The organism is Acinetobacter sp. IRS14 (genome assembly GCF_034650275.1).
Taxonomy (GTDB): domain Bacteria; phylum Pseudomonadota; class Gammaproteobacteria; order Pseudomonadales; family Moraxellaceae; genus Acinetobacter; species Acinetobacter oleivorans.
Map to the genome: position 1 here is coordinate 186,763 of NZ_JAOVFN010000002.1, position 18,558 is coordinate 205,320.

General features: G+C 39.4%; 15 protein-coding genes. 8 read left to right on the forward strand and 7 right to left on the reverse strand.

Annotated elements, in window-relative coordinates:
* Positions 1-119: 119 nt before the first annotated feature.
* From ODQ17_RS03135 to ODQ17_RS03150, 4 genes are all read right to left on the reverse strand, one after another.
* On the reverse strand, positions 120-878 hold the full coding sequence (locus ODQ17_RS03135; protein WP_322901670.1) for a hypothetical protein: 759 nt from the start codon (positions 876-878) through the stop codon (positions 120-122).
* 88 nt (positions 879-966) lie between these two features.
* Positions 967-3,603, reverse strand: coding sequence for a type I DNA topoisomerase (gene topA, locus ODQ17_RS03140; RefSeq protein WP_013199013.1), 2,637 nt, complete (start codon positions 3,601-3,603; stop codon positions 967-969).
* A 35-nt stretch (positions 3,604-3,638) separates the two neighbouring features.
* Positions 3,639-4,088, reverse strand: a complete 450-nt coding sequence (locus ODQ17_RS03145) for a hypothetical protein (protein WP_004794821.1) — start codon at positions 4,086-4,088, stop codon at positions 3,639-3,641.
* A 148-nt stretch (positions 4,089-4,236) separates the two neighbouring features.
* Entirely contained in the window at positions 4,237-4,614 is a 378-nt protein-coding gene (locus tag ODQ17_RS03150) for a winged helix-turn-helix transcriptional regulator (protein ID WP_005302097.1), read from the reverse strand.
* A 99-nt stretch (positions 4,615-4,713) separates the two neighbouring features.
* On the opposite strand from ODQ17_RS03150, the gene ODQ17_RS03155 reads away from it, so the two are divergent.
* The gene (locus ODQ17_RS03155) at positions 4,714-5,724 is read left to right on the forward strand and encodes a zinc-binding alcohol dehydrogenase family protein (protein ID WP_322901672.1); all 1,011 of its coding nucleotides are present in this window, start codon (positions 4,714-4,716) and stop codon (positions 5,722-5,724) included.
* 54 nt (positions 5,725-5,778) lie between these two features.
* Here ODQ17_RS03155 and ODQ17_RS03160 read toward each other — a convergent pair whose 3' ends face one another.
* On the reverse strand, positions 5,779-6,024 hold the full coding sequence (locus tag ODQ17_RS03160) for a SlyX family protein (RefSeq protein WP_005302092.1): 246 nt from the start codon (positions 6,022-6,024) through the stop codon (positions 5,779-5,781).
* A gap of 32 nt (positions 6,025-6,056) precedes the next feature.
* On the opposite strand from ODQ17_RS03160, the gene ODQ17_RS03165 reads away from it, so the two are divergent.
* From ODQ17_RS03165 to ODQ17_RS03180, 4 genes are all read left to right on the forward strand, one after another.
* On the forward strand, positions 6,057-7,967 hold the full coding sequence (locus tag ODQ17_RS03165) for an ATP-binding cassette domain-containing protein (RefSeq protein ID WP_111855546.1): 1,911 nt from the start codon (positions 6,057-6,059) through the stop codon (positions 7,965-7,967).
* 234 nt (positions 7,968-8,201) lie between these two features.
* Positions 8,202-8,834: a LysE family translocator gene (locus ODQ17_RS03170; RefSeq protein ID WP_004794830.1), complete on the forward strand. Its 633-nt coding sequence runs from the start codon at positions 8,202-8,204 to the stop codon at positions 8,832-8,834.
* 116 nt (positions 8,835-8,950) lie between these two features.
* Positions 8,951-9,886, forward strand: coding sequence for an LpxL/LpxP family acyltransferase (locus tag ODQ17_RS03175; protein ID WP_322901676.1), 936 nt, complete (start codon positions 8,951-8,953; stop codon positions 9,884-9,886).
* A 234-nt stretch (positions 9,887-10,120) separates the two neighbouring features.
* On the forward strand, positions 10,121-11,221 hold the full coding sequence (locus ODQ17_RS03180; protein ID WP_322901678.1) for a glycosyltransferase family 4 protein: 1,101 nt from the start codon (positions 10,121-10,123) through the stop codon (positions 11,219-11,221).
* Positions 11,222-11,279: 58 nt separating this feature from the next.
* Here ODQ17_RS03180 and gltP read toward each other — a convergent pair whose 3' ends face one another.
* Positions 11,280-12,566 carry a glutamate/aspartate:proton symporter GltP gene (gene gltP / locus ODQ17_RS03185; RefSeq protein ID WP_049837933.1) on the reverse strand — a complete coding sequence of 429 codons (1,287 nt, stop codon included), beginning with the start codon at positions 12,564-12,566 and terminating at the stop codon, positions 11,280-11,282.
* Positions 12,567-13,252: 686 nt separating this feature from the next.
* On the reverse strand, positions 13,253-14,362 hold the full coding sequence (locus ODQ17_RS03190) for an endonuclease/exonuclease/phosphatase family protein (protein ID WP_107880686.1): 1,110 nt from the start codon (positions 14,360-14,362) through the stop codon (positions 13,253-13,255).
* A 187-nt stretch (positions 14,363-14,549) separates the two neighbouring features.
* On the opposite strand from ODQ17_RS03190, the gene asd reads away from it, so the two are divergent.
* The 3 genes from asd (at position 14,550) to ODQ17_RS03205 (ending at position 18,519) form a co-directional block, all read left to right on the forward strand.
* The gene (asd, locus tag ODQ17_RS03195; RefSeq protein WP_004794839.1) at positions 14,550-15,668 is read left to right on the forward strand and encodes an aspartate-semialdehyde dehydrogenase; all 1,119 of its coding nucleotides are present in this window, start codon (positions 14,550-14,552) and stop codon (positions 15,666-15,668) included.
* A gap of 148 nt (positions 15,669-15,816) precedes the next feature.
* On the forward strand, positions 15,817-17,166 hold the full coding sequence (locus ODQ17_RS03200) for a type IV pilus assembly protein FimV (protein ID WP_322901681.1): 1,350 nt from the start codon (positions 15,817-15,819) through the stop codon (positions 17,164-17,166).
* Between the two features lie 60 nt (positions 17,167-17,226).
* Positions 17,227-18,519: a hypothetical protein gene (locus ODQ17_RS03205; RefSeq protein WP_322901684.1), complete on the forward strand. Its 1,293-nt coding sequence runs from the start codon at positions 17,227-17,229 to the stop codon at positions 18,517-18,519.
* Positions 18,520-18,558: the final 39 nt, after the last annotated feature.

Genomic DNA, 18,558 nt, shown 5'->3' on the forward strand with positions numbered 1-18,558 from the left:
ATCAGGTATTAGAATTTCATCTACCTAATAATAGTGATGCACTTCACATTTTTTGTCTGTATAAAATCTGCATCGTTTCTTAACAATTGATGTGGATAAAGCAGTATTTATCCACAGTTTTATTTCACCCAGCCAATTTCTTGAGCTGTAAGTAAACCTATTATTGTTTCATGTAAGCCATTCGGCATTTTACTGCTCTGCTCAGACAAAGGCGTTCGGCCACCCATAATTTCAGCATCAGTTTGTGGATATAGAGGTACTTTTTCAGGTTGGGCATAACCTAAAGGGTAAATAGGTTGTCCTGTTTTTAAATCATATTTGTCTTGTGCCCCAAAGCCATGTAATAGCTCATGAACAATCACAACCTGGTTTTGTGAAGCTTGTGCCTTGGTCGCAAATAAATTCACACTACCAATACGACCTTTTTCTAAAGCAGTCGAATGGATTAAGACTTTTTGGTAGTTAGGATCATAATAATTTAAATAAAGTTTAAGTGATGCTCCACTGTCTTCAGGTTGTTTTTGTCGCCACGCATAGAAACGAAATTTCAAGCTCCACCACATAACATGCAAAATATTGGCATTTTGAGGAACCTCAGGTGGTCGTTGCTGCAACTGTTGTCCTAAGCGAATTGTAAAGTTTCCTGATTGTCCACGATAATGCTGTGACCACTCACTTAAATAGCTGTTAATTGCCCAAAAATCTTCGTTTTTCAACTGACGAATATAGCTCTGTGTTGTCTCTAAACCATCTACATTAACTGGATGTAAAACGACTACAACTGGTCGATTCCAATCTTGATTTTGATCTCGCCATGCTTGAACAGCAACAATCAATAAAATAATTAATAAACATAAGACCCGAATGTTTTTCCACATTCTTATTCCCCATAAAATTAAAATTTTCTTTTATTGTTTTAGACATAAAAAATGCTAGCTGAGCTAGCATTTTTTATGGTGGACTTGGTTAGCCCTCAACCCATTTACCATCTTGGTAAACTAGGCTCCATTTGGTTTGTTTACCTTCTGGGGTTTCTGAACCGACATACTGTGATTGATTCTTACGACTGAATTTCACAATTGTTGGATTACCTTCAGGGTCTACATCTGGCGCTTGTAAAATAAATTGATATTTTGGATCAAGCTGAGCTGCCACACTACGTAACTCTGCAACTTTTGGTGCACGTGTTTCACGGATTTTCGGGAATTTACTCGCTGCCAAGAATAAGCCAGCTGCACCGTCACGCAACACAAAGAAGTCATCATGTTTCGCCGAACGTAAATGTTCCATCTTGATCGGTTCTACACGTGGAGGTGCAGGTTGACCACTTTTCAAGACTTTACGGGTATTGTCACAGCTTGTACAAGCGAAATACGGGCCAAAACGACCAGTCTTAAGCTGCATTTCACCATCACATTTATCACATGGGATCGTTGGCCCGTCATACCCCTTAATCTTGAACTCACCTTCTTCAAGCTCAAAACCATCGCAGTCAGGGTTATTACCACATACGTGCAGTTTACGACCACCATCAATCACATAGCTGTCCATGGCAGTGCCACATTTTGCACAGCGATGCTTTGACATCAAGTCAGCAGTTTCAGCACCATCATCATCAGATAACGCAGCTAAAGACTCAACAGGTGTTAAGTTCAATGTACCCTTACAACGCTCTTTAGGCGGCAAGTTATAGCCGGAACATCCTAAGAATACACCAGTTGTACCCGTACGAATCTGCATTGGACGTGAGCATTCAGGGCAATGTACTGCTGGTACTTCAACTGGTTGGTTACGGCGCATGCCATGCTCGCCTTGAGCATTGGTCAGACGTTTCTTAAAGTCGCCGTAGAAAGTATCTAGTAACTCTTTCCAGTTACGCTCGCCTGTTGCAACTTTATCAAGCTGTCCTTCAAGGTCTGCCGTAAACGCATAGTTCATCAAGTTATTAAAACTTTCATCCAGACGATCCGTCACAATCTCACCCATTTTTTCGGCGAAAAGACGACGGTTTTCTAACTTAACGTAACCACGTTCCTGAATAGTAGAAATAATCGCTGCATAAGTCGAAGGACGACCAATACTACGTTTTTCAAGCTCTTTAACCAAAGATGCTTCAGTAAAACGTGCAGGCGGTTTAGTAAAGTGCTGACTTGGATCTAACTTTTCTAACTTTAAAATTTCGCCTACTTTAATAGCAGGTAAAATAATATCGTCATCTGACTTATTCGCGCCACGTACTTTAGTGAAACCTTCAAATACAAGCGTACGGCCTTTCGCCTTTAGCTCAACATTCGCCGCTTCAACAATCAAAGTAGAAGACAAATATTCTGCTGGTGTCATTTGACACGCAACAAACTGACGCCAGATCAAATCATATAGTCGTTGAGCATCACGCTCTACACCCGCAAGCTGATCACCTGTAAGTGCAACATTTGACGGACGAATCGCCTCATGGGCTTCTTGAGCACCCGCTTTGTTCCCATAGCGGTTTGGCTTTGCCGGTAAATATTTTTCACCATATTGGCTTTCAATATGCGCACGTACCATGCTTACTGCATCATCACTCAAGAAAGTTGAGTCAGTACGCATATAGGTAATAAAACCAGCTTCATATAAACGCTGAGCTAACATCATGGTTTTCTTCACAGAAAAGCCTAAACGTGTACTCGCAGCCTGTTGCAGAGTTGAAGTAATGTAAGGTGCGCTTGGATTGACCTTAGTTGGTTTATCTTCACGCTGTGCAACTTTATATTCAGCACCTTTTAAAACATCTAATAAAGCATCAGTTTCAGCTTTATTTTTCAGTTTAAGGGTCTTACCAGCCTGTCTAAATGCTTCAAGACGAATATCGTCTTTTTTCGCTTGGGTATCTGCAAAAACTTGCCAATATTCTTCTGGAATAAAAGCACGAATTTCTCGCTCACGTTCTACAACCAGTTTCACTGCTACTGACTGCACACGTCCAGCTGATAAACCACGGGCAATTTTTTCCCAAAGTAATGGCGAAACCATAAAGCCCACAACACGATCTAAGAAACGGCGTGCTTGCTGAGCATTTACACGATTTAAATCTAGACGTGTTGGCTGTTTAAATGCTTCTTGAATGGCATTTTTAGTAATTTCGTTAAATACCACGCGGTGATAACGGCTGTCATCACCACCAATCACTTCTCTTAGGTGCCAAGCAATGGCTTCCCCTTCTCTATCCAAGTCCGTTGCGAGATAGATTGCATCGGCATCTTTGGCGAGTTTTTTGAGTTCAGCTACAACATTTTCTTTACCAGGCAGAACTTCGTAATGAGCTTCCCAACCATGCTCAGGATCAACGCCCATACGATTAACTAAAGCCTGACTAGCTTTTTGTTCTTTTTCGGCTTCGGTGAGTTTAGTCCGGGCAGCCGGCTTTTTCTCTGTTGATTTACTGCCGCCTGTTGGCAAGTCACGTACGTGACCTACTGAAGACTTTACAATGAATTGCGAACCCAAATATTTATTGATGGTTTTCGCTTTGGCAGGCGACTCCACAATCACTAAGGCACGTTTATGTGCAGCAGGTGCAGTAGATGCTGTGCTTTGAGATGCAGAGCGCGAGGTATTCGCCATATAAAATGTTATTCCTATACCAATAAATTTAAAAATCAGGCTTTAGCCAAGGTCAACAGATAAGCCTTCATCTCATCTAATTGTGTTGCTCTCAGGTCTGATTCCTCATCCCAATAAAGCCCTACACAGTTTGCCTGCATATCAATAGCATAAATCCCTTTTAATGCAATGGGAGAATCATTAAATTTCTCATCGCCCTGAACCACTTTTAACTTGCCGTCTATAACACGAGCACGCATTAAGGATAAACGGGCATCAGGAATCAATACACTATAATAAGCAACCATGCTGGCACGTTTTTCAGTAGCCATTGGAACATGTGTCCATTCAGGTGCAACTATTACACGTGGATGTAACCCTATTTTTCGGGCTTTATCACGCATAATACCAAGTGCCTTTTCACGTGGGCTCACTCTTAAACCAAAAATGGAGCCTAGTACGAAAAGAACAATGATAACGGTAACCCAAATTCCCATATTGTCCATAGCAAAACCTATTAATCTCTTTTATTAGAGTTGCATAAGCTGACCAGAAAACGCAAGTTACATCAGAAAAATAATGCCCGATAAGATCGCAAGACCCCAAATATCGGTATTTCACTGTGCAAATTGCAATATTGTCACTCAAATATAGTTAAGAGTTCTGACCATCATTAACAAGTGTCAACTTTCCAAATCGGTCAAGATGGGCATCACCCCACAGTTTTAAAGCAAATAGAATTTGCTCAAGACTTTGCCCTAATTCGGTCAGGCAGTATTCCACTTTAGGTGGGACCTGAGGGTAAACTTCCCGATGAATAATTCCGTCTTGCTCTAACTCACGTAACTGATTTGTCAGCATTCTTTGGGTAATGCTCGGAACACGCTTTCGAATTTCATTAAACCGTAAGGTGCCTTCATTAAATAAATGCCAAAGAATGACGCATTTCCACTTTCCGTCAATCAAACTAATGGCCGCCTCCACTGAACAACCCGGAGAGCAATCAAAACTTGAATGTCGTAGTTTTGCCATTTTACAGTATCCTTTTTGACACTATGAGCGTTATTTGTCTGTAGTCACTAAATTTAAGCTTACGTTATGATCAAACTCTCAACAAGAGGAATTATTATTATGAAAGCTGTGGCATATCAAAAAGCAGGTCCCATTACGTCACCAGAAGCACTCGTTGATATTGAACTCGATACTCCCGTTGCAGAAGGTCATGATTTACTTGTTCGTGTTCAGGCGATTTCAGTTAATCCGGTTGATACAAAAATTCGCAACAATGTAAATCCAGAAAATAATCAGTGGAAAACTCTTGGTTGGGATGCAGTAGGCATTGTTGAAGCGATTGGAGATCAAGTCTCGCAATTTAAAATCGGAGATGCAGTCTGGTATGCAGGCGCACTCAATCGCCAAGGCAGTAATAGTGAATTGCAGTTGGTTGATGAACGCATTGTGGGTCATAAACCAAAAACTTTAGAAGCAACTGAAGCTGCTGCTCTTCCTTTAACTGCTATCACAGCATGGGAAATGTTATTTGATCGGTTACAAGTACCCAAAGCTGCTCCAGAAAATACATCAATATTAGTAATTGGCGGAGCTGGTGGTGTAGGTTCAATCACCATTCAACTTCTTAAGCAGCTGACTAACCTAACAATTATTGCAACAGCTTCACGAGCAGAAACTCAAGAATGGGTTAAGCAACTTGGAGCAGATTATGTGTTAGATCATCGGGAGCCTTTAGCAGCCCAAATCAAACAATTAGGCTTAACTGCACCTTTATATGTATTCTCAACGACTCAAACAGATCAGCATTTATCAGATATCGTAGAGTTGATTGCGCCACAAGGTCATTTTGGCTTAATTGATGATCCAGCACAGTTAGATATTAAGCCTTTTAAATCAAAGTCTGTATCAGTGCATTGGGAGTTTATGTTTACACGTTCACTGTTCCAGACCGAAGATATGCAAAAACAAAGTGAACTATTAAATGAAGTCAGCAAACTAGTTGACGAAGGAAAAATCAAGACGACCGTAACCGAGGTTATAAGTCCAATTAATGCTGAAAATTTAAAACGAGTTCATCAGCAAATTGAAAGCGGTACAACAAAAGGGAAAATCGTATTGCATGGTTTTTAAGTAAAATTGAAGATATTCCCTAATAAAATGGCAAGTATTGAACTTGCCATTTTATTAATAGTGAGGAGGTTTATTGGTTAATGGGTCAAAAGGTGCAATACCTTCCGATAAATCCGATGATTCCACACGTTGATAAAGAAATTGCATTTGTTTTTTTAAATCAGCTATTTCTTGGGTCTGAATAGCGAGTTGTTGATTTAATTCTTCAACTAAATCATCCAAAAATGTAATTCGCACTTGCAAATCTTCAATGGGTGCGGACAATGACGCTTGATCATCATGATATGGTGGTTTAGTCATTTAAATCCTCATTTGAGATTCTGGAAAACATTATGGCCTATATTACCCTAAGGGATGTCCAACTTGCTTTTGGCGGACCTGCCCTACTCGATGGCGCGAACTTTAATCTAGAACGTGGCGAACGAGTCTGTTTAATTGGGCGTAATGGTGAAGGTAAGTCTACTTTACTTAAACTGATCGAGGGAAGCCTATTACCAGATTCTGGTGAAGTTTCCATTCAAAATGGTCTAACTGTTTCAATGTTAGCCCAAGACGTTCCAATGGACTCTGGCAAAGTAGCTGACATTGTGGCAGATGGTGCAGGAGAAGCTTCTGAAGTACTCAGAGCGTATCATGAAGCGACCGATGCTTGTATGTTAGGAGATATGGAAGCCTGTGATCGCATGGGTAACCTTCAGCATAAGCTAGACCAACTAGATGGTTGGGCACTAGAAAATAAGGTAAATGCTCTTTTAAGTAAAATGGGACTTGATCCGAATGCAGACTTAGCAGACCTGTCAGGTGGACGTAAACGCCGTGTCTTACTCGCACGTGCTCTTTTAACACAGCCAGACGTATTACTTCTAGACGAACCTACAAACCATTTAGATGTTGAAAGTATTGAATGGTTAGAAAAATTCTTACTCGATCAAAATAATTTAACGCTTCTATTTATTTCGCATGACCGTTCTTTTGTAGATAGCATTGCAACTCGAATTGTGGAACTAGACCGCGGTATTCTACGGGGCTATGAGGGCAATTATTCTCGCTATTTAGAGCTAAAAGCTCAGCAAATGGAAGCAGAAGAAAAGCAGAATGCTTTATTTGATAAAAAGTTAGCTGAAGAAGAAGCTTGGATTCGCCAAGGTATTAAAGCACGTCGTACCCGTAACGAAGGCCGTGTTCGTGCTTTAAAAGCTTTACGTGAAGAATCGAAAGCACGCCGCTCACAACAAGGCAAAGTGAGTATGGCAACTCAAGACGCAAATCGTTCAGGTAAATTAGTATTTGATATCGAACATTTAAGCGTTGCTTACGATGATAACTTACTGATCAAAGATTTCTCTACCCTTGTTATGCGTGGCGATCGTATTGGCTTGGTAGGTGATAACGGCGTTGGTAAAACCACGTTGATTAAAGCCATTTTAGGTGAAATCGAACATGGCGGTTCGGTTAAAACAGGTACACAGTTAGAAGTTGCCTATTTTGACCAGTTACGTAATGCCTTAGACCTTGAAAAAACAGTCATGGCAAACGTTTCAGAAGGTTCTGACTTCGTTGATGTAAATGGTAACCGTCGTCATATTTACAGCTACCTTCAAGACTTCTTATTTTCACCTGAACGTGCCCGTACTCCGGTAAAAGCACTTTCTGGTGGTGAACGAAATCGAATCTTACTGGCTAAACTGCTACTCAAACCATCGAATCTAATTGTAATGGATGAGCCAACCAATGACTTGGATATGGTGACTCTAGAGCTTCTAGAAGAAATGTTGTCTGATTACAAAGGCACGTTGCTTCTCATTAGCCATGACCGTGCATTTATGGATAACGTAGTAACATCTACGTGGGTATTTGATGGCAAAGGTAATATTGCTGAGTACATCGGTGGCTACCAAGACTATTTGCAGCAACGCCCAGATGACAAAGTAGTCGATCAGAAATCTGATGTTAAAAAAGCTCAGGCAAAAGCTGAAGCGGAAAAAGCTGCTGCCCAAAGTACCGTTAAAAAGGTCAAACTAAGTTATAAAGATCAGCGTGAACTTGAACAATTACCCGCTGAAATTGAAAACTTAGAAAAGGAACAAGCAGAACTTTCTGAGAAACTTGCAGATGGTTCATGGTTTGTTAAAGATGCAGATGCTGCGACCCAAGCAAGCCAACGCCTAGCAGAAATTGAAGAATTACTGCTTGAAAAATTGGAACGTTGGGACGTGCTTGAACAAATGAGTAAAGGAAACTAATTCGTTTTACTTTCCTAAAAAGACCCTAAAAAAGAGCCTTCTTAAATTAAGCAGGCTCTTTTTTTATATTGTGAATATAAGTTTTTAAAAACTTAAAGCTTATAAATCACATTCACATAATGGATTATATCTTCGCTATTTTTAGTATTTTAAAATAGCCTTGTGCTTGAATATAGGACTTATAAAAATAATTATGTTATATCTAACAGCATAATAATATTGGAGTGTTTTGGCATGCTGGAGCTTTCTCAAATTTTAGCATTTGGACTAATTTGTTTGGCGATGGTACTCACTCCTGGTCCCAATATGATTTATCTTATTTCCCGCTCAATTTGCCAAGGGAAAACTGCTGGATTTATCTCTTTAGGTGGCGTAGCTGTAGGCTTTATCTTTTATATGCTTTGCGCATCTTTTGGTATTACTGCATTAATTGTTGCTGTTCCTTATGCTTATGACACTATTCGTATTGCTGGTGCAATTTACCTACTCTGGCTTGCATGGAAAGCACTACGTCCAAATGCCGCTCCAATTTTTAATGTAAAAGATTTATCAGTAGATTCGCCAGCTAAACTCTTTTTAATGGGTTTCGCAACCAACTTGCTGAATCCTAAAATTGCGATTATGTATTTATCTTTACTGCCACAATTTATTCACCCACAACAAGGCAGTATTTTGTGGCAATCAATTCAACTCGGTACGATTCAAATTTTTGTCAGCGTTTCAGTAAATGCGCTTATTGTACTTTCTGCGGGTAGCATTGCCCTTTTTCTACAACAAAAACCTCTTTGGGCAAATATACAACGTTGGCTGATGGGAACTGTATTGGCCGGACTCGCTGTTAAAATTCTTTTAGAAAATCGTCGATAACTCAACATTCTTATTTCGCACTCTCTTAACACTCAATTGAACAGTGTATTACGACGATAAATTCAGTTCGTGATACACTTTTGCCAGTTTTAACTTTCTGAACTCTTTATATCGTTATGAGCCAAAAGCAGCCTTATACGCCCGGTGAATTTCAATGGTCCTTTTTATTGCCTAAATATTGGGGTGTTTGGATTGCTATTGTCTTTTTAATGCTTTTGGCTATTTTACCTTGGGCCATACAATGGCGTCTGGCGCATGGTGTAGCTCATCTAGCTTGGAAATATCTAAAATCACGCCGTAAAACCACTATTCGTAATTTAGAAGTCTGCTTTCCTGAATGGTCTGCCGATAAGGTTCAACAACAAGCTCAACAAGTTTTCGTCGATATGATGCTTGGGGTATTTGAAACCTTAAATGCATGGTACAGCCCACGCTGGTTTAAAAACCGAGTCACGATTGAAGGTTTAGAGCACATTACCAATGCCCAAGCTCAGGGCAAAGGTGTTTTATTACTGGGGACTCACAGCACGCTTCTTGATGCAGGCGGCTATGTTTGTGCCCAGTATTTTGAACCAGATGTTGTCTATCGACCTCAAAATAACCCATTGCTCGATATGCTCATTTATCGTTGCCGTGGCACAATTTATAAAGCACAAATCGACCATGATGATATGCGTGGTTTAATTCGTCACCTTAAAGATGGCGATGCAATTTGGTATAGCCCCGACCAAGACTTTGGACTTAAACAAGGTGTTATGGCTCCGTTTTTCGGCGTACCTGCTGCTACAGTAACTGCACACCGCCGCTTATTAAAAATCTCAAAAGCAGTCGCTGTGCCTTTATATTTCTATCGCCATGGGGATATTAGGAACCCGAAATATCATGTTCTGATTGAACCTGCGGTCGACAATATGCCAAGTGAAGACGAAGTTGATGATGCAACACGCGTCAATAAAATTATTGAAAATCAACTTCGCATCGCACCGACTCAATATATGTGGTTCCACCGTCGATTTAAGACACGTCCTGAGGGATATGCAGAAATCTATTAAATAATCTTCTGTAATGACCGCACTGTAGTTATAAACATCTAAATAAACACCAGTATGTACTATCGTGCGAAGGCGACAAGGATGTCGCCTGTTGGACTACGACATCATGGATGTGTCGTTAGTCCAACAAATGGTTTTGTTACTTTTGCCAAAACAAAAGTAAGGAGTAAACTCCACCTATTGAATGAATAAACCGTAAGACCCCGCTTTGCTACAACCTAAAGGCAAAAAACAATGAAAGTGATGCAACTTCTCCCAGAACTCAATAGCGGTGGCGTAGAACGCGGCACACTAGAAATTGCACGTGCGCTCGTTGCACAAGGCCACAAATCATTGGTTGTTTCAAACGGTGGTCGCTTGGTCTCACAGCTCGAAGTTGAAGGTTCTACTCACTTAACGCTACCCATTCATAAAAAGTCGCTTTCAAGCTTGTGGCAAATCCGTCCATTACGTCAGCTAATTGAACAGCATCAACCCGACATTGTTCATGTACGTTCACGTGTACCTGCTTGGCTGACTCACTTTGCTTTAAGAAAAATACCTGCGAACAAACGCCCTCACCTCATTAGCACGGTGCATGGCTTTTATTCAGTCAATCGTTATAGTGCAATTATGACTCAGGCCGAAAAAGTGATTGCTGTTTCAGACAGTGTAGTTAAATACATCACTGACCATTATAAAAACTGCCCTCCCCAAGATATTGTTCGAATTTATCGAGGAATTGATCCAGCCGCGTTTCCACATAATTATCAGCCATCAGCACAATGGTTTAATCAAGTTTTTAATGACTTTCCTGAGCTTGAAAATAAGTTTTTGCTTTGCTTACCTGGCCGTATTACGCGTTTAAAAGGACATGAAAGCTTAATTGAATTGATGCAAAAACTAGGTGAACAATATCCTCAGCTACATGCTGTGGTTGTTGGTGGTGCCGATGCTAAAAAACAGGCCTATTTAAGTGAGTTGCAAAGCACTATTCAAAGCAAAGGACTCGCAGATAAAATTACATTCGTAGGTCATCGCTCAGATATTCGCGAGTGGCTCGCTTTTAGCGATATTGTGCTCTCTCTATCCAATCAGGCAGAAACATTTGGTAGAACAGCATTAGAAGCGCTTTCAGTAGGTACGCCAGTCATTGGCTGGAACCGTGGAGGCGTGGCCGAGATTTTATCGAATGTCTATCCACAAGGTCTTGTTGAAGTAGGAAATGAAAAGGCATTATTGGAAACAGTCAGACAGCATATTAAACAGCCTCAAGTCGTTGCCCCTGTTACTATGTTTAGCCTGAAAGACATGTGTGATCAGACACTGGCTCTATATGAATCTGTACTGAAATAACCCCATTAAAAAACCCGCGATCAACGCGGGTTTTTATTACAACAATAAAAAGTCAGCTTTATTTAAGCGATGCTTCATAAGCTGCTGCTTTTTCATAGTCGTATTGTTTTTCCCATTTACTAATCACAAGTACTGCAAGTGCATTACCTACAACGTTCAACGCGGTACGTGCCATATCCATGATACGGTCAACACCAGCAATAAATGCCAAGCCTTCTACAGGAATACCAACACTACCTAATGTTGCTAATAACACAACAAATGATACGCCAGGAACACCCGCAATACCTTTAGAAGTAATCATTAAAGTTACAACTAAAATGACCTGTTGGCTAACTGACATTTCAATACCGTAAAGCTGTGCAATAAAGATTGCCGCAATACTTTGGTAAAGCGTAGAACCGTCAAGGTTAAATGAATAACCTGTTGGGATTACAAAACTAGAAATTGCTTTAGGCGCGCCATAAGCTTCCATCTTTTGCATAATACGCGGTAAAACTGTTTCAGAGCTTGCAGTTGAATATGCCAAAATTAATTCATCTTTCAAAATCTTAAACAAAGTAAAGATATTGATGCTGAACATTTTTGCAGTTAAACCAAGTACCACCAAAGCAAAGAACAAGATCGCGCCATATACTAACACGACTAACTTGCCTAAAGGGATAAGCGAAGCGAAACCGAAGTTTGCAACCGTTACTGCAATCAAACCAAACACACCCACTGGTGCATATTTCATGATGATGTGCGTTACACGGAACATTGTTTCCGATACAGCATGAAATACGTTTAATAATGGATCTTTAGTTGTTGCTGGTAATGAAGACAAACCAATACCAAATAACACAGCAAAGAAAATCACAGGTAACATTTCGCCATGCGCCATTGAACTAATAATGTTCGTTGGGATAAGCGATAATATTGTCTGCATGATTCCATGAGACTGTGACTGAACTTCTTCAGTTGTATGCTTATATTGAGAAATATCAGTTTGAACCAGTTGAGACATATCAATGCCTGAACCTGGATGGAAGATATTCGCTGCAACTAAACCCACCAAAATAGCAATAGTGGTAATAATTTCAAAATAGAGAATGGTTTTAAAACCAAGTCGCCCTAAACTTTTCGTACTGCCAACACCTGCAATACCTAAAATTAAGGTAGAGAAAACGATTGGAATAACAATCATTTTAATCAGGCTAATGAAAATCTTACCAAGTGGCGTAAGAACATTAGTTACAATACTGTCTTTGATTTCAGGCTGATTATGTAAAACAGCCCCGACAACTATCCCTAGGATTAAAGCAATTAAAATTTGCCAAGCAAGGCTAAATTTAAAATTCTTCATAAGACAATCCTTATGCACCGCAAAGTATCAAATATGAGAGGGAGAAGACCACTAACTAAGAGTGAAACCTCAATATGTACACTAATTTCCAAACAGAAATTTAAATGCACAAACAAATCACAACTCGCCGATCCGGCGATATAAACAACAATGCCTGTTGACGATCCAACATGTCAACGATCGGCACATTCTATTGAGATTTACCAATTAAACAACCCCAATTTATCTCTAAACAGATGAAAACCCATATTTATTCATCAATAATCTATAAAAACAGAAACTTATCTGAAAAAAAAATTGTATCTATTTTCATTGAAAATTACTTAGATATAGATGAGCTTATCTATCATTAGATAGATTTTAAAATTAAGATTAACTTAAAAATATTTCTTTTTTTACGATAAATTAAATATGGTATATATAAAATATTAACCCGAGTTCTGCGTCCTGCAAAACTCGGGTAAATGAGGTTGTGCTTTCAGGTTAATCGTTATTTTTATCGTTTCCGTTCCAACATCTAATCCGTGATGCTATTCCATATCAGCTTTGTGTATCCTTACGTGGGATAGTCCATTCCCGTTTCCGTGTGCCGATGAATGTAGAATAAGGTTTTTATCCCCCCCTGCCTATTCGCCCTAGACTCAAATCTTTGTACGATATTGCTTACATCAATTTTTATATTCTTTTTATTTATAAGGCTGTGCAATTTTATCAGTCACAATTTTTTCTTCTTTTTCAGCCTTTGCAATTCCTTCTTGTATGGCGCTTTGAGCCTCTTCTTCATCGGTTTGAGTTTGTTCCAATTCCTCTTGAATATGTTCAAATATTCGCCCAGTCTGCAAAACAACATATACAGGAAAATGATCAGATCCAATATGTGGTAAACGCTGCATTTTAACTAAACCAAAATCGGTACTATGAAAAATATGATCTAAAGACCAACGCAGCAATGGGTAATCTGCATGAAACGTATTAATGAAATGTCGCCCAACTCGAGGGTCAAGTAGCCCACTAATCCGCTGGAACAACCGCGTTGTACGTGACCACGCTACATCGTTTAAATCTCCCATCACAATACAGCTTTCATCTAAGTCTTTAATCTGGTCGCCAACAATTAAAAGCTCTGCATCACGTAAAGTCGAATCTTTCGCCTCGGTTGGACTCGGTGGCTTCGGATGTAAACAATAGAGTTGAACTGGCATACCAGATCGTAAGGTCACAGTAGTATGAATAGAAGGAATTTCATCACTTAAAATAAATTTAACTTCAGTATTCGATAGAGGTAATCGACTATATAAATGCATGCCATATAAATTATCTAAAGGCACGGGAACGCGATAAGGATAATCTTCTTCAATTTCTTTTAAAGCATTTTCCCACGTCTTATCACTTTCCAATGTAAGTAACAAATCTGGTTTTAATGTCCTGATCTGCTCAACAAGTAAATGATATTTATTATTTGGGGTTAGAACATTCGATACAATTAATGAAATTTGCTTTTGCTGGTCTAACTGAGATGATTTGACCTGTTTAACCTGTTTTTTCCAGAGCAAGGTATAAGGCAAAACCATTTTAAGCTGATAGGCGATGGCTGCCATAAGCACAGCAAGCACTATTTCACGCCATAGATTCCATTCGCCAGGCCAAAACAGCATACCAACAAAGGCTAATAGACCAACAAATAGAATCTGCAAACGAGGAAAATCGGCGCCACGAAACCACCACTCATCACGAGGAATAAGTGACCAGAAACTTAACCAAATCACCAGACCAGCTAGAACTTCGACATAAATCATTGAATTTTCTCTTTTAAGATGATTTGGTTTTTAAATTTTTTGTCATCTTTATCAATTTTGTATGTAACATAAACAAGATATTCTACTCAATAAACATGGTGTTTTGTTTCTGTAACGCTTGCAGTTGTGGACACTTTTGATACACTCAACTCCCCCTAACAATTTTAACGCACCGAGGCAAAATGACATGAAAGTAGGTCTGGTCGGTTGGCGCGGGATGGTCGGTTCCGTCCTTATGCAACGTATGGTTGAAGAGAATGATTTTGCTCATATTGAGCCATTTTATTTCTCTACCAGTAATGCAGGTGGTGAAGCTCCTTCATTTGGTGGTAAGACTGCCCCAGCACTTATGGAAGCTACAGACATTAATAGTCTGAAGCAAATGGATGTCATTATTACCTGTCAAGGTGGTGACTATACGTCTGAAGTTTTCCCACAGTTAAAAGCAACTGGTTGGGATGGCTACTGGATTGATGCAGCCTCTACTTTACGTATGTCAGATGATGCGATCATCGTTCTTGACCCAGTAAACCTTAACGTTATTAAAGACGGCTTGGTTAACGGCACCAAAACTTTCGTAGGTGGTAACTGTACAGTATCGCTTATGTTGATGGGTGTAGGTTCACTTTTCCAAAACAATTTGGTGGAGTGGATGACTGCTATGACTTATCAAGCAGCATCAGGTGCTGGCGCACAAAACATGCGTGAGCTAATTACTGGTATGGGCTACTTATATAACAATACCAAAACATTGTTAGATGATCCTAAATCTGCAATTTTGGATATTGATCGTCAAGTTGCTGAGTTACAACGTGGCGAAGGTTTCCCATCTGCTAACTTTGGCGTGCCATTAGCTGGATCGTTGATTCCTTATATTGATAAACAGCTCGAAAGCGGTCAGTCAAAAGAAGAGTGGAAAGGTCAGGTTGAAACCAACAAGATCTTGGGTAATTCACAAATTGTTCCGATCGATGGCCACTGTGTCCGTATTGGCGCGATGCGTTGTCACTCTCAAGCACTGACAATCAAGTTGAAAAAAGATGTTCCGCTTGATGAAATCGAAGATATGATTCGTACTTCAAACCAATGGGCGAAAGTTGTACCAAACACTCGTGAAGCGTCTATGACTGACCTTACACCTGTGGCTGTAACTGGTACCTTAACTGTACCTGTTGGCCGTTTGCGCAAACTTAATATGGGTAAAGAATATTTAGGTGCATTCACAGTAGGTGATCAGTTACTTTGGGGTGCTGCTGAACCTTTACGTCGCATGTTACGTATCTTAGTAGAATACAAGAGCTCATAATTTGGTCTGAATTATTCAGTCAAAACGAAAAGCCGATCACATTAGATCGGCTTTTCCGTAACTGGTTTGTAAAAATTTTACAATTTATTTACATTTCATTATTGTATAATTTTGAACGACTTTACGACTTATTAGGTCATGGATTGAGATGACTGTTTATAACAAATTAAAAATTGCCATTTTCACCATTATATCTTCGCCTTCTCTTTATGCGATTACATTAGACCCTATACAAATTCAGTCTGCGCCCGGGGATTTGTTATATGCAGAAATGAATTTCCAACAAGCTGACCCCAACGCTACATTACAAGTGAGTTTAGCGACTCCAGAAGATTTAAGCGCTTTGGGTGTAACTCATCAGCCTCCAGGAAATCTTAATTTTTATACACGCCAAAATGGTCAAGGTTCTGGGGTTATTGTGATTACCTCATCCCGACCTGTTAATGATCCTGAGCTCAATATTGTTGTGAAAATCAGTGAAGGTTCTGCAACGCGTTTACAGCATATTAAAACTGTAATTAAGCCTTCTTCTATAAAAAAAGCTGAAAATAACGAAAGTACTTTATCTCCTCAATTTGTTGTTAATGAGAAGGATATTGCATTAAATCTGCCAGAAAGCACCCAATATGCTTCATCAACTTCGGCTCCTACTACAACAAACTCAAATAGTGAACAAAACCTTAATATCAGCTCTAGCACTGCCTCTGCGGTAAATACGAATTCAACACCCTCACTTAGTGAAAACGCTTCAGCTCTAGCAACTCAACATGTTGTAACAGGTACGGCGCCCGATCAGGCACAAACCAAACCTACTATTGCTAAGTCAAATGCACATACTTCGCCAAAGACAACAGTTAAAAATTTAGCAGGACAAAAGAAGTCTGCTCCACCCAAAAATATCAGTCAAAATACTGCAAAGAAACAAACCCTAAGTCCATCTAAAGGACCAGTAACTTCAGGTAAATATGTAGTACAACATAATGAATCTTTATGGAGCATTGCTAATCGTATTGCAGTGAAAACCAAACAGCCAGTTGCAAAGGTCATGCATGATATTCAAAAACAAAACCAGCATGCTTTTATTCAAGGTGATGTAAACCGTTTACGTCAGGGAATTTCTCTAAAACTCACACACCCTCCTGTCGCTAAAACTCAGCAAAATAAATCAAAAACTGAAATAACACATACTGCAAAATCCTCTTCTGGCCAAGCTAAATACCGATTGCAACAAGCAGAAATGAGTATCGTGGCTGAAAACAGCCAAAATTCTACACATGGAAGTGCTAAAAAGAGCACACAACAAAGTCAAAACAATACTGAGTTAGCAGTAAAAGTTATGACAAAAAGAGAAAAAAACGTTACATTACAAAGGAATGTAACCAAACTAAATCAAACTTTACGTTTAAAAGACCAGCGTATTCAGCTTTTGAATGCTCGTTTGGCAGAGTTACAACAGCAGTTACAAGCACAGCAACAAACTCACAAACAAAAACATTAAGTTAAAACCAGAGTGAGCTCGCTTTATATTGCAAATATTTATTTTTTAAGGGGGAAAGTAATGTTATATGTGATTCCGTTCATCATATTACTCGTGGTCGCTGTTATTTTTAAAAAACGCGAGAATAGCCAGAAACAAGAGGCCACTTCTCCTAAAACGGTAAACAAAAAAACCAATAAAAAAGCGAACTCTAAATCGAGTAAAAGCTCGCGTGAAAAAAGCAAAGTAAATGTAGTAGAAGACACTCTTCCACCTATTCCACAAAGCACTCCTGTTCCAGAAGCTATACGTCAAAAAATTCAACAGCTCATTCAAGAAAAGCAATATTCAGCTGCTGAAGCTCAAGTCAATCAGGCGTTAAAAAAAGACAATACTCAGCATGCGCTTTATTTACTGTTACTTGAAGTTCATATTGCACAGAAAGATGAGTTTGCTATAACACAACTGATTAGCCATATTCGTAGCTTGGCACTCAATGAAATAGCGACTCAAGCAGAAACTAGACAAAAAGAATATGAGTCATCAAGACAACCTGATGCCATCGATTTTCCTCAAGCTCAAACATATGAAGAACCAAAAAATACACCAGACAATACAGCTCAATTTGACCAGTTAACAACAAGTTCTTCTGAAGCTTCTTTTGATGACTTGCAGAAAGACTATACACCTGTAAAACAAGAACCTGCTGTTGAAGTTAAACCTTTAGAATTTAATTTCTCAATCGAAAAAACTGCTGCTACCGAAACTACCAGCCAATCTGTACATGAACCAGAAGTATCAACATCTCAACAAGTACCAGAAGTATCGTCATCTCAAGAAACAAATGAGCTAGCTGATTTAGAGTTTTCTTTTGACTTGGCACCTCTGCATGAAACTGAGGAAAAAACTCAAGCACTAGAGGTAAAAGCAGATCAAGAGAGTAGCGTCAATGCATTAGATTTTAATCTTGACTTAAATCCTTCAAGTTCAGAGACCAAATCTGTTGAACAAGCTCCATCATTAGATGAACTTACACTCGTAGAACAAGCGCCATTAGAAGCAGCTTCAATCGCGCCTCTTGAGTTTTCGTTAGATGGGCCAGCGTTAGTTACAACACCAGAGATTGAAACTCAAAACCATATAGAGGCAGTCAATGAAGAGGCGACTCAAACTCAAATAGAGGATCCACTTCTCGACGCATTTCCAGAATTAAAACAGTTAGATGAAAATGAGCTCGACTTACAACTTGCAGAACAATACATCAAATTAGGTGCTTACCCAGCAGCACATGCCTTGTTGGCAAGTAATGAGCAAAAATTCAACACAGAGCAACAACAACGCGCGAAAAATCTACTAAATCGCATAGCTTCTTAAGGCCGATCGTTTTACCATAAGCAGTCAAAGATGACTGCT

Coding starts and splice junctions, on each gene's coding strand:
- ODQ17_RS03135 (WP_322901670.1), bottom strand. CDS start 878: ATGTGGAAAAACATTCGGGTCTTATGTTTATTAATTATTTTATTGATT.
- topA (WP_013199013.1), bottom strand. CDS start 3,603: ATGGCGAATACCTCGCGCTCTGCATCTCAAAGCACAGCATCTACTGCA.
- ODQ17_RS03145 (WP_004794821.1), bottom strand. CDS start 4,088: ATGGACAATATGGGAATTTGGGTTACCGTTATCATTGTTCTTTTCGTA.
- ODQ17_RS03150 (WP_005302097.1), bottom strand. CDS start 4,614: ATGGCAAAACTACGACATTCAAGTTTTGATTGCTCTCCGGGTTGTTCA.
- ODQ17_RS03155 (WP_322901672.1), top strand. CDS start 4,714: ATGAAAGCTGTGGCATATCAAAAAGCAGGTCCCATTACGTCACCAGAA.
- ODQ17_RS03160 (WP_005302092.1), bottom strand. CDS start 6,024: ATGACTAAACCACCATATCATGATGATCAAGCGTCATTGTCCGCACCC.
- ODQ17_RS03165 (WP_111855546.1), top strand. CDS start 6,057: ATGGCCTATATTACCCTAAGGGATGTCCAACTTGCTTTTGGCGGACCT.
- ODQ17_RS03170 (WP_004794830.1), top strand. CDS start 8,202: ATGCTGGAGCTTTCTCAAATTTTAGCATTTGGACTAATTTGTTTGGCG.
- ODQ17_RS03175 (WP_322901676.1), top strand. CDS start 8,951: ATGAGCCAAAAGCAGCCTTATACGCCCGGTGAATTTCAATGGTCCTTT.
- ODQ17_RS03180 (WP_322901678.1), top strand. CDS start 10,121: ATGAAAGTGATGCAACTTCTCCCAGAACTCAATAGCGGTGGCGTAGAA.
- gltP (WP_049837933.1), bottom strand. CDS start 12,566: ATGAAGAATTTTAAATTTAGCCTTGCTTGGCAAATTTTAATTGCTTTA.
- ODQ17_RS03190 (WP_107880686.1), bottom strand. CDS start 14,362: ATGATTTATGTCGAAGTTCTAGCTGGTCTGGTGATTTGGTTAAGTTTC.
- asd (WP_004794839.1), top strand. CDS start 14,550: ATGAAAGTAGGTCTGGTCGGTTGGCGCGGGATGGTCGGTTCCGTCCTT.
- ODQ17_RS03200 (WP_322901681.1), top strand. CDS start 15,817: ATGACTGTTTATAACAAATTAAAAATTGCCATTTTCACCATTATATCT.
- ODQ17_RS03205 (WP_322901684.1), top strand. CDS start 17,227: ATGTTATATGTGATTCCGTTCATCATATTACTCGTGGTCGCTGTTATT.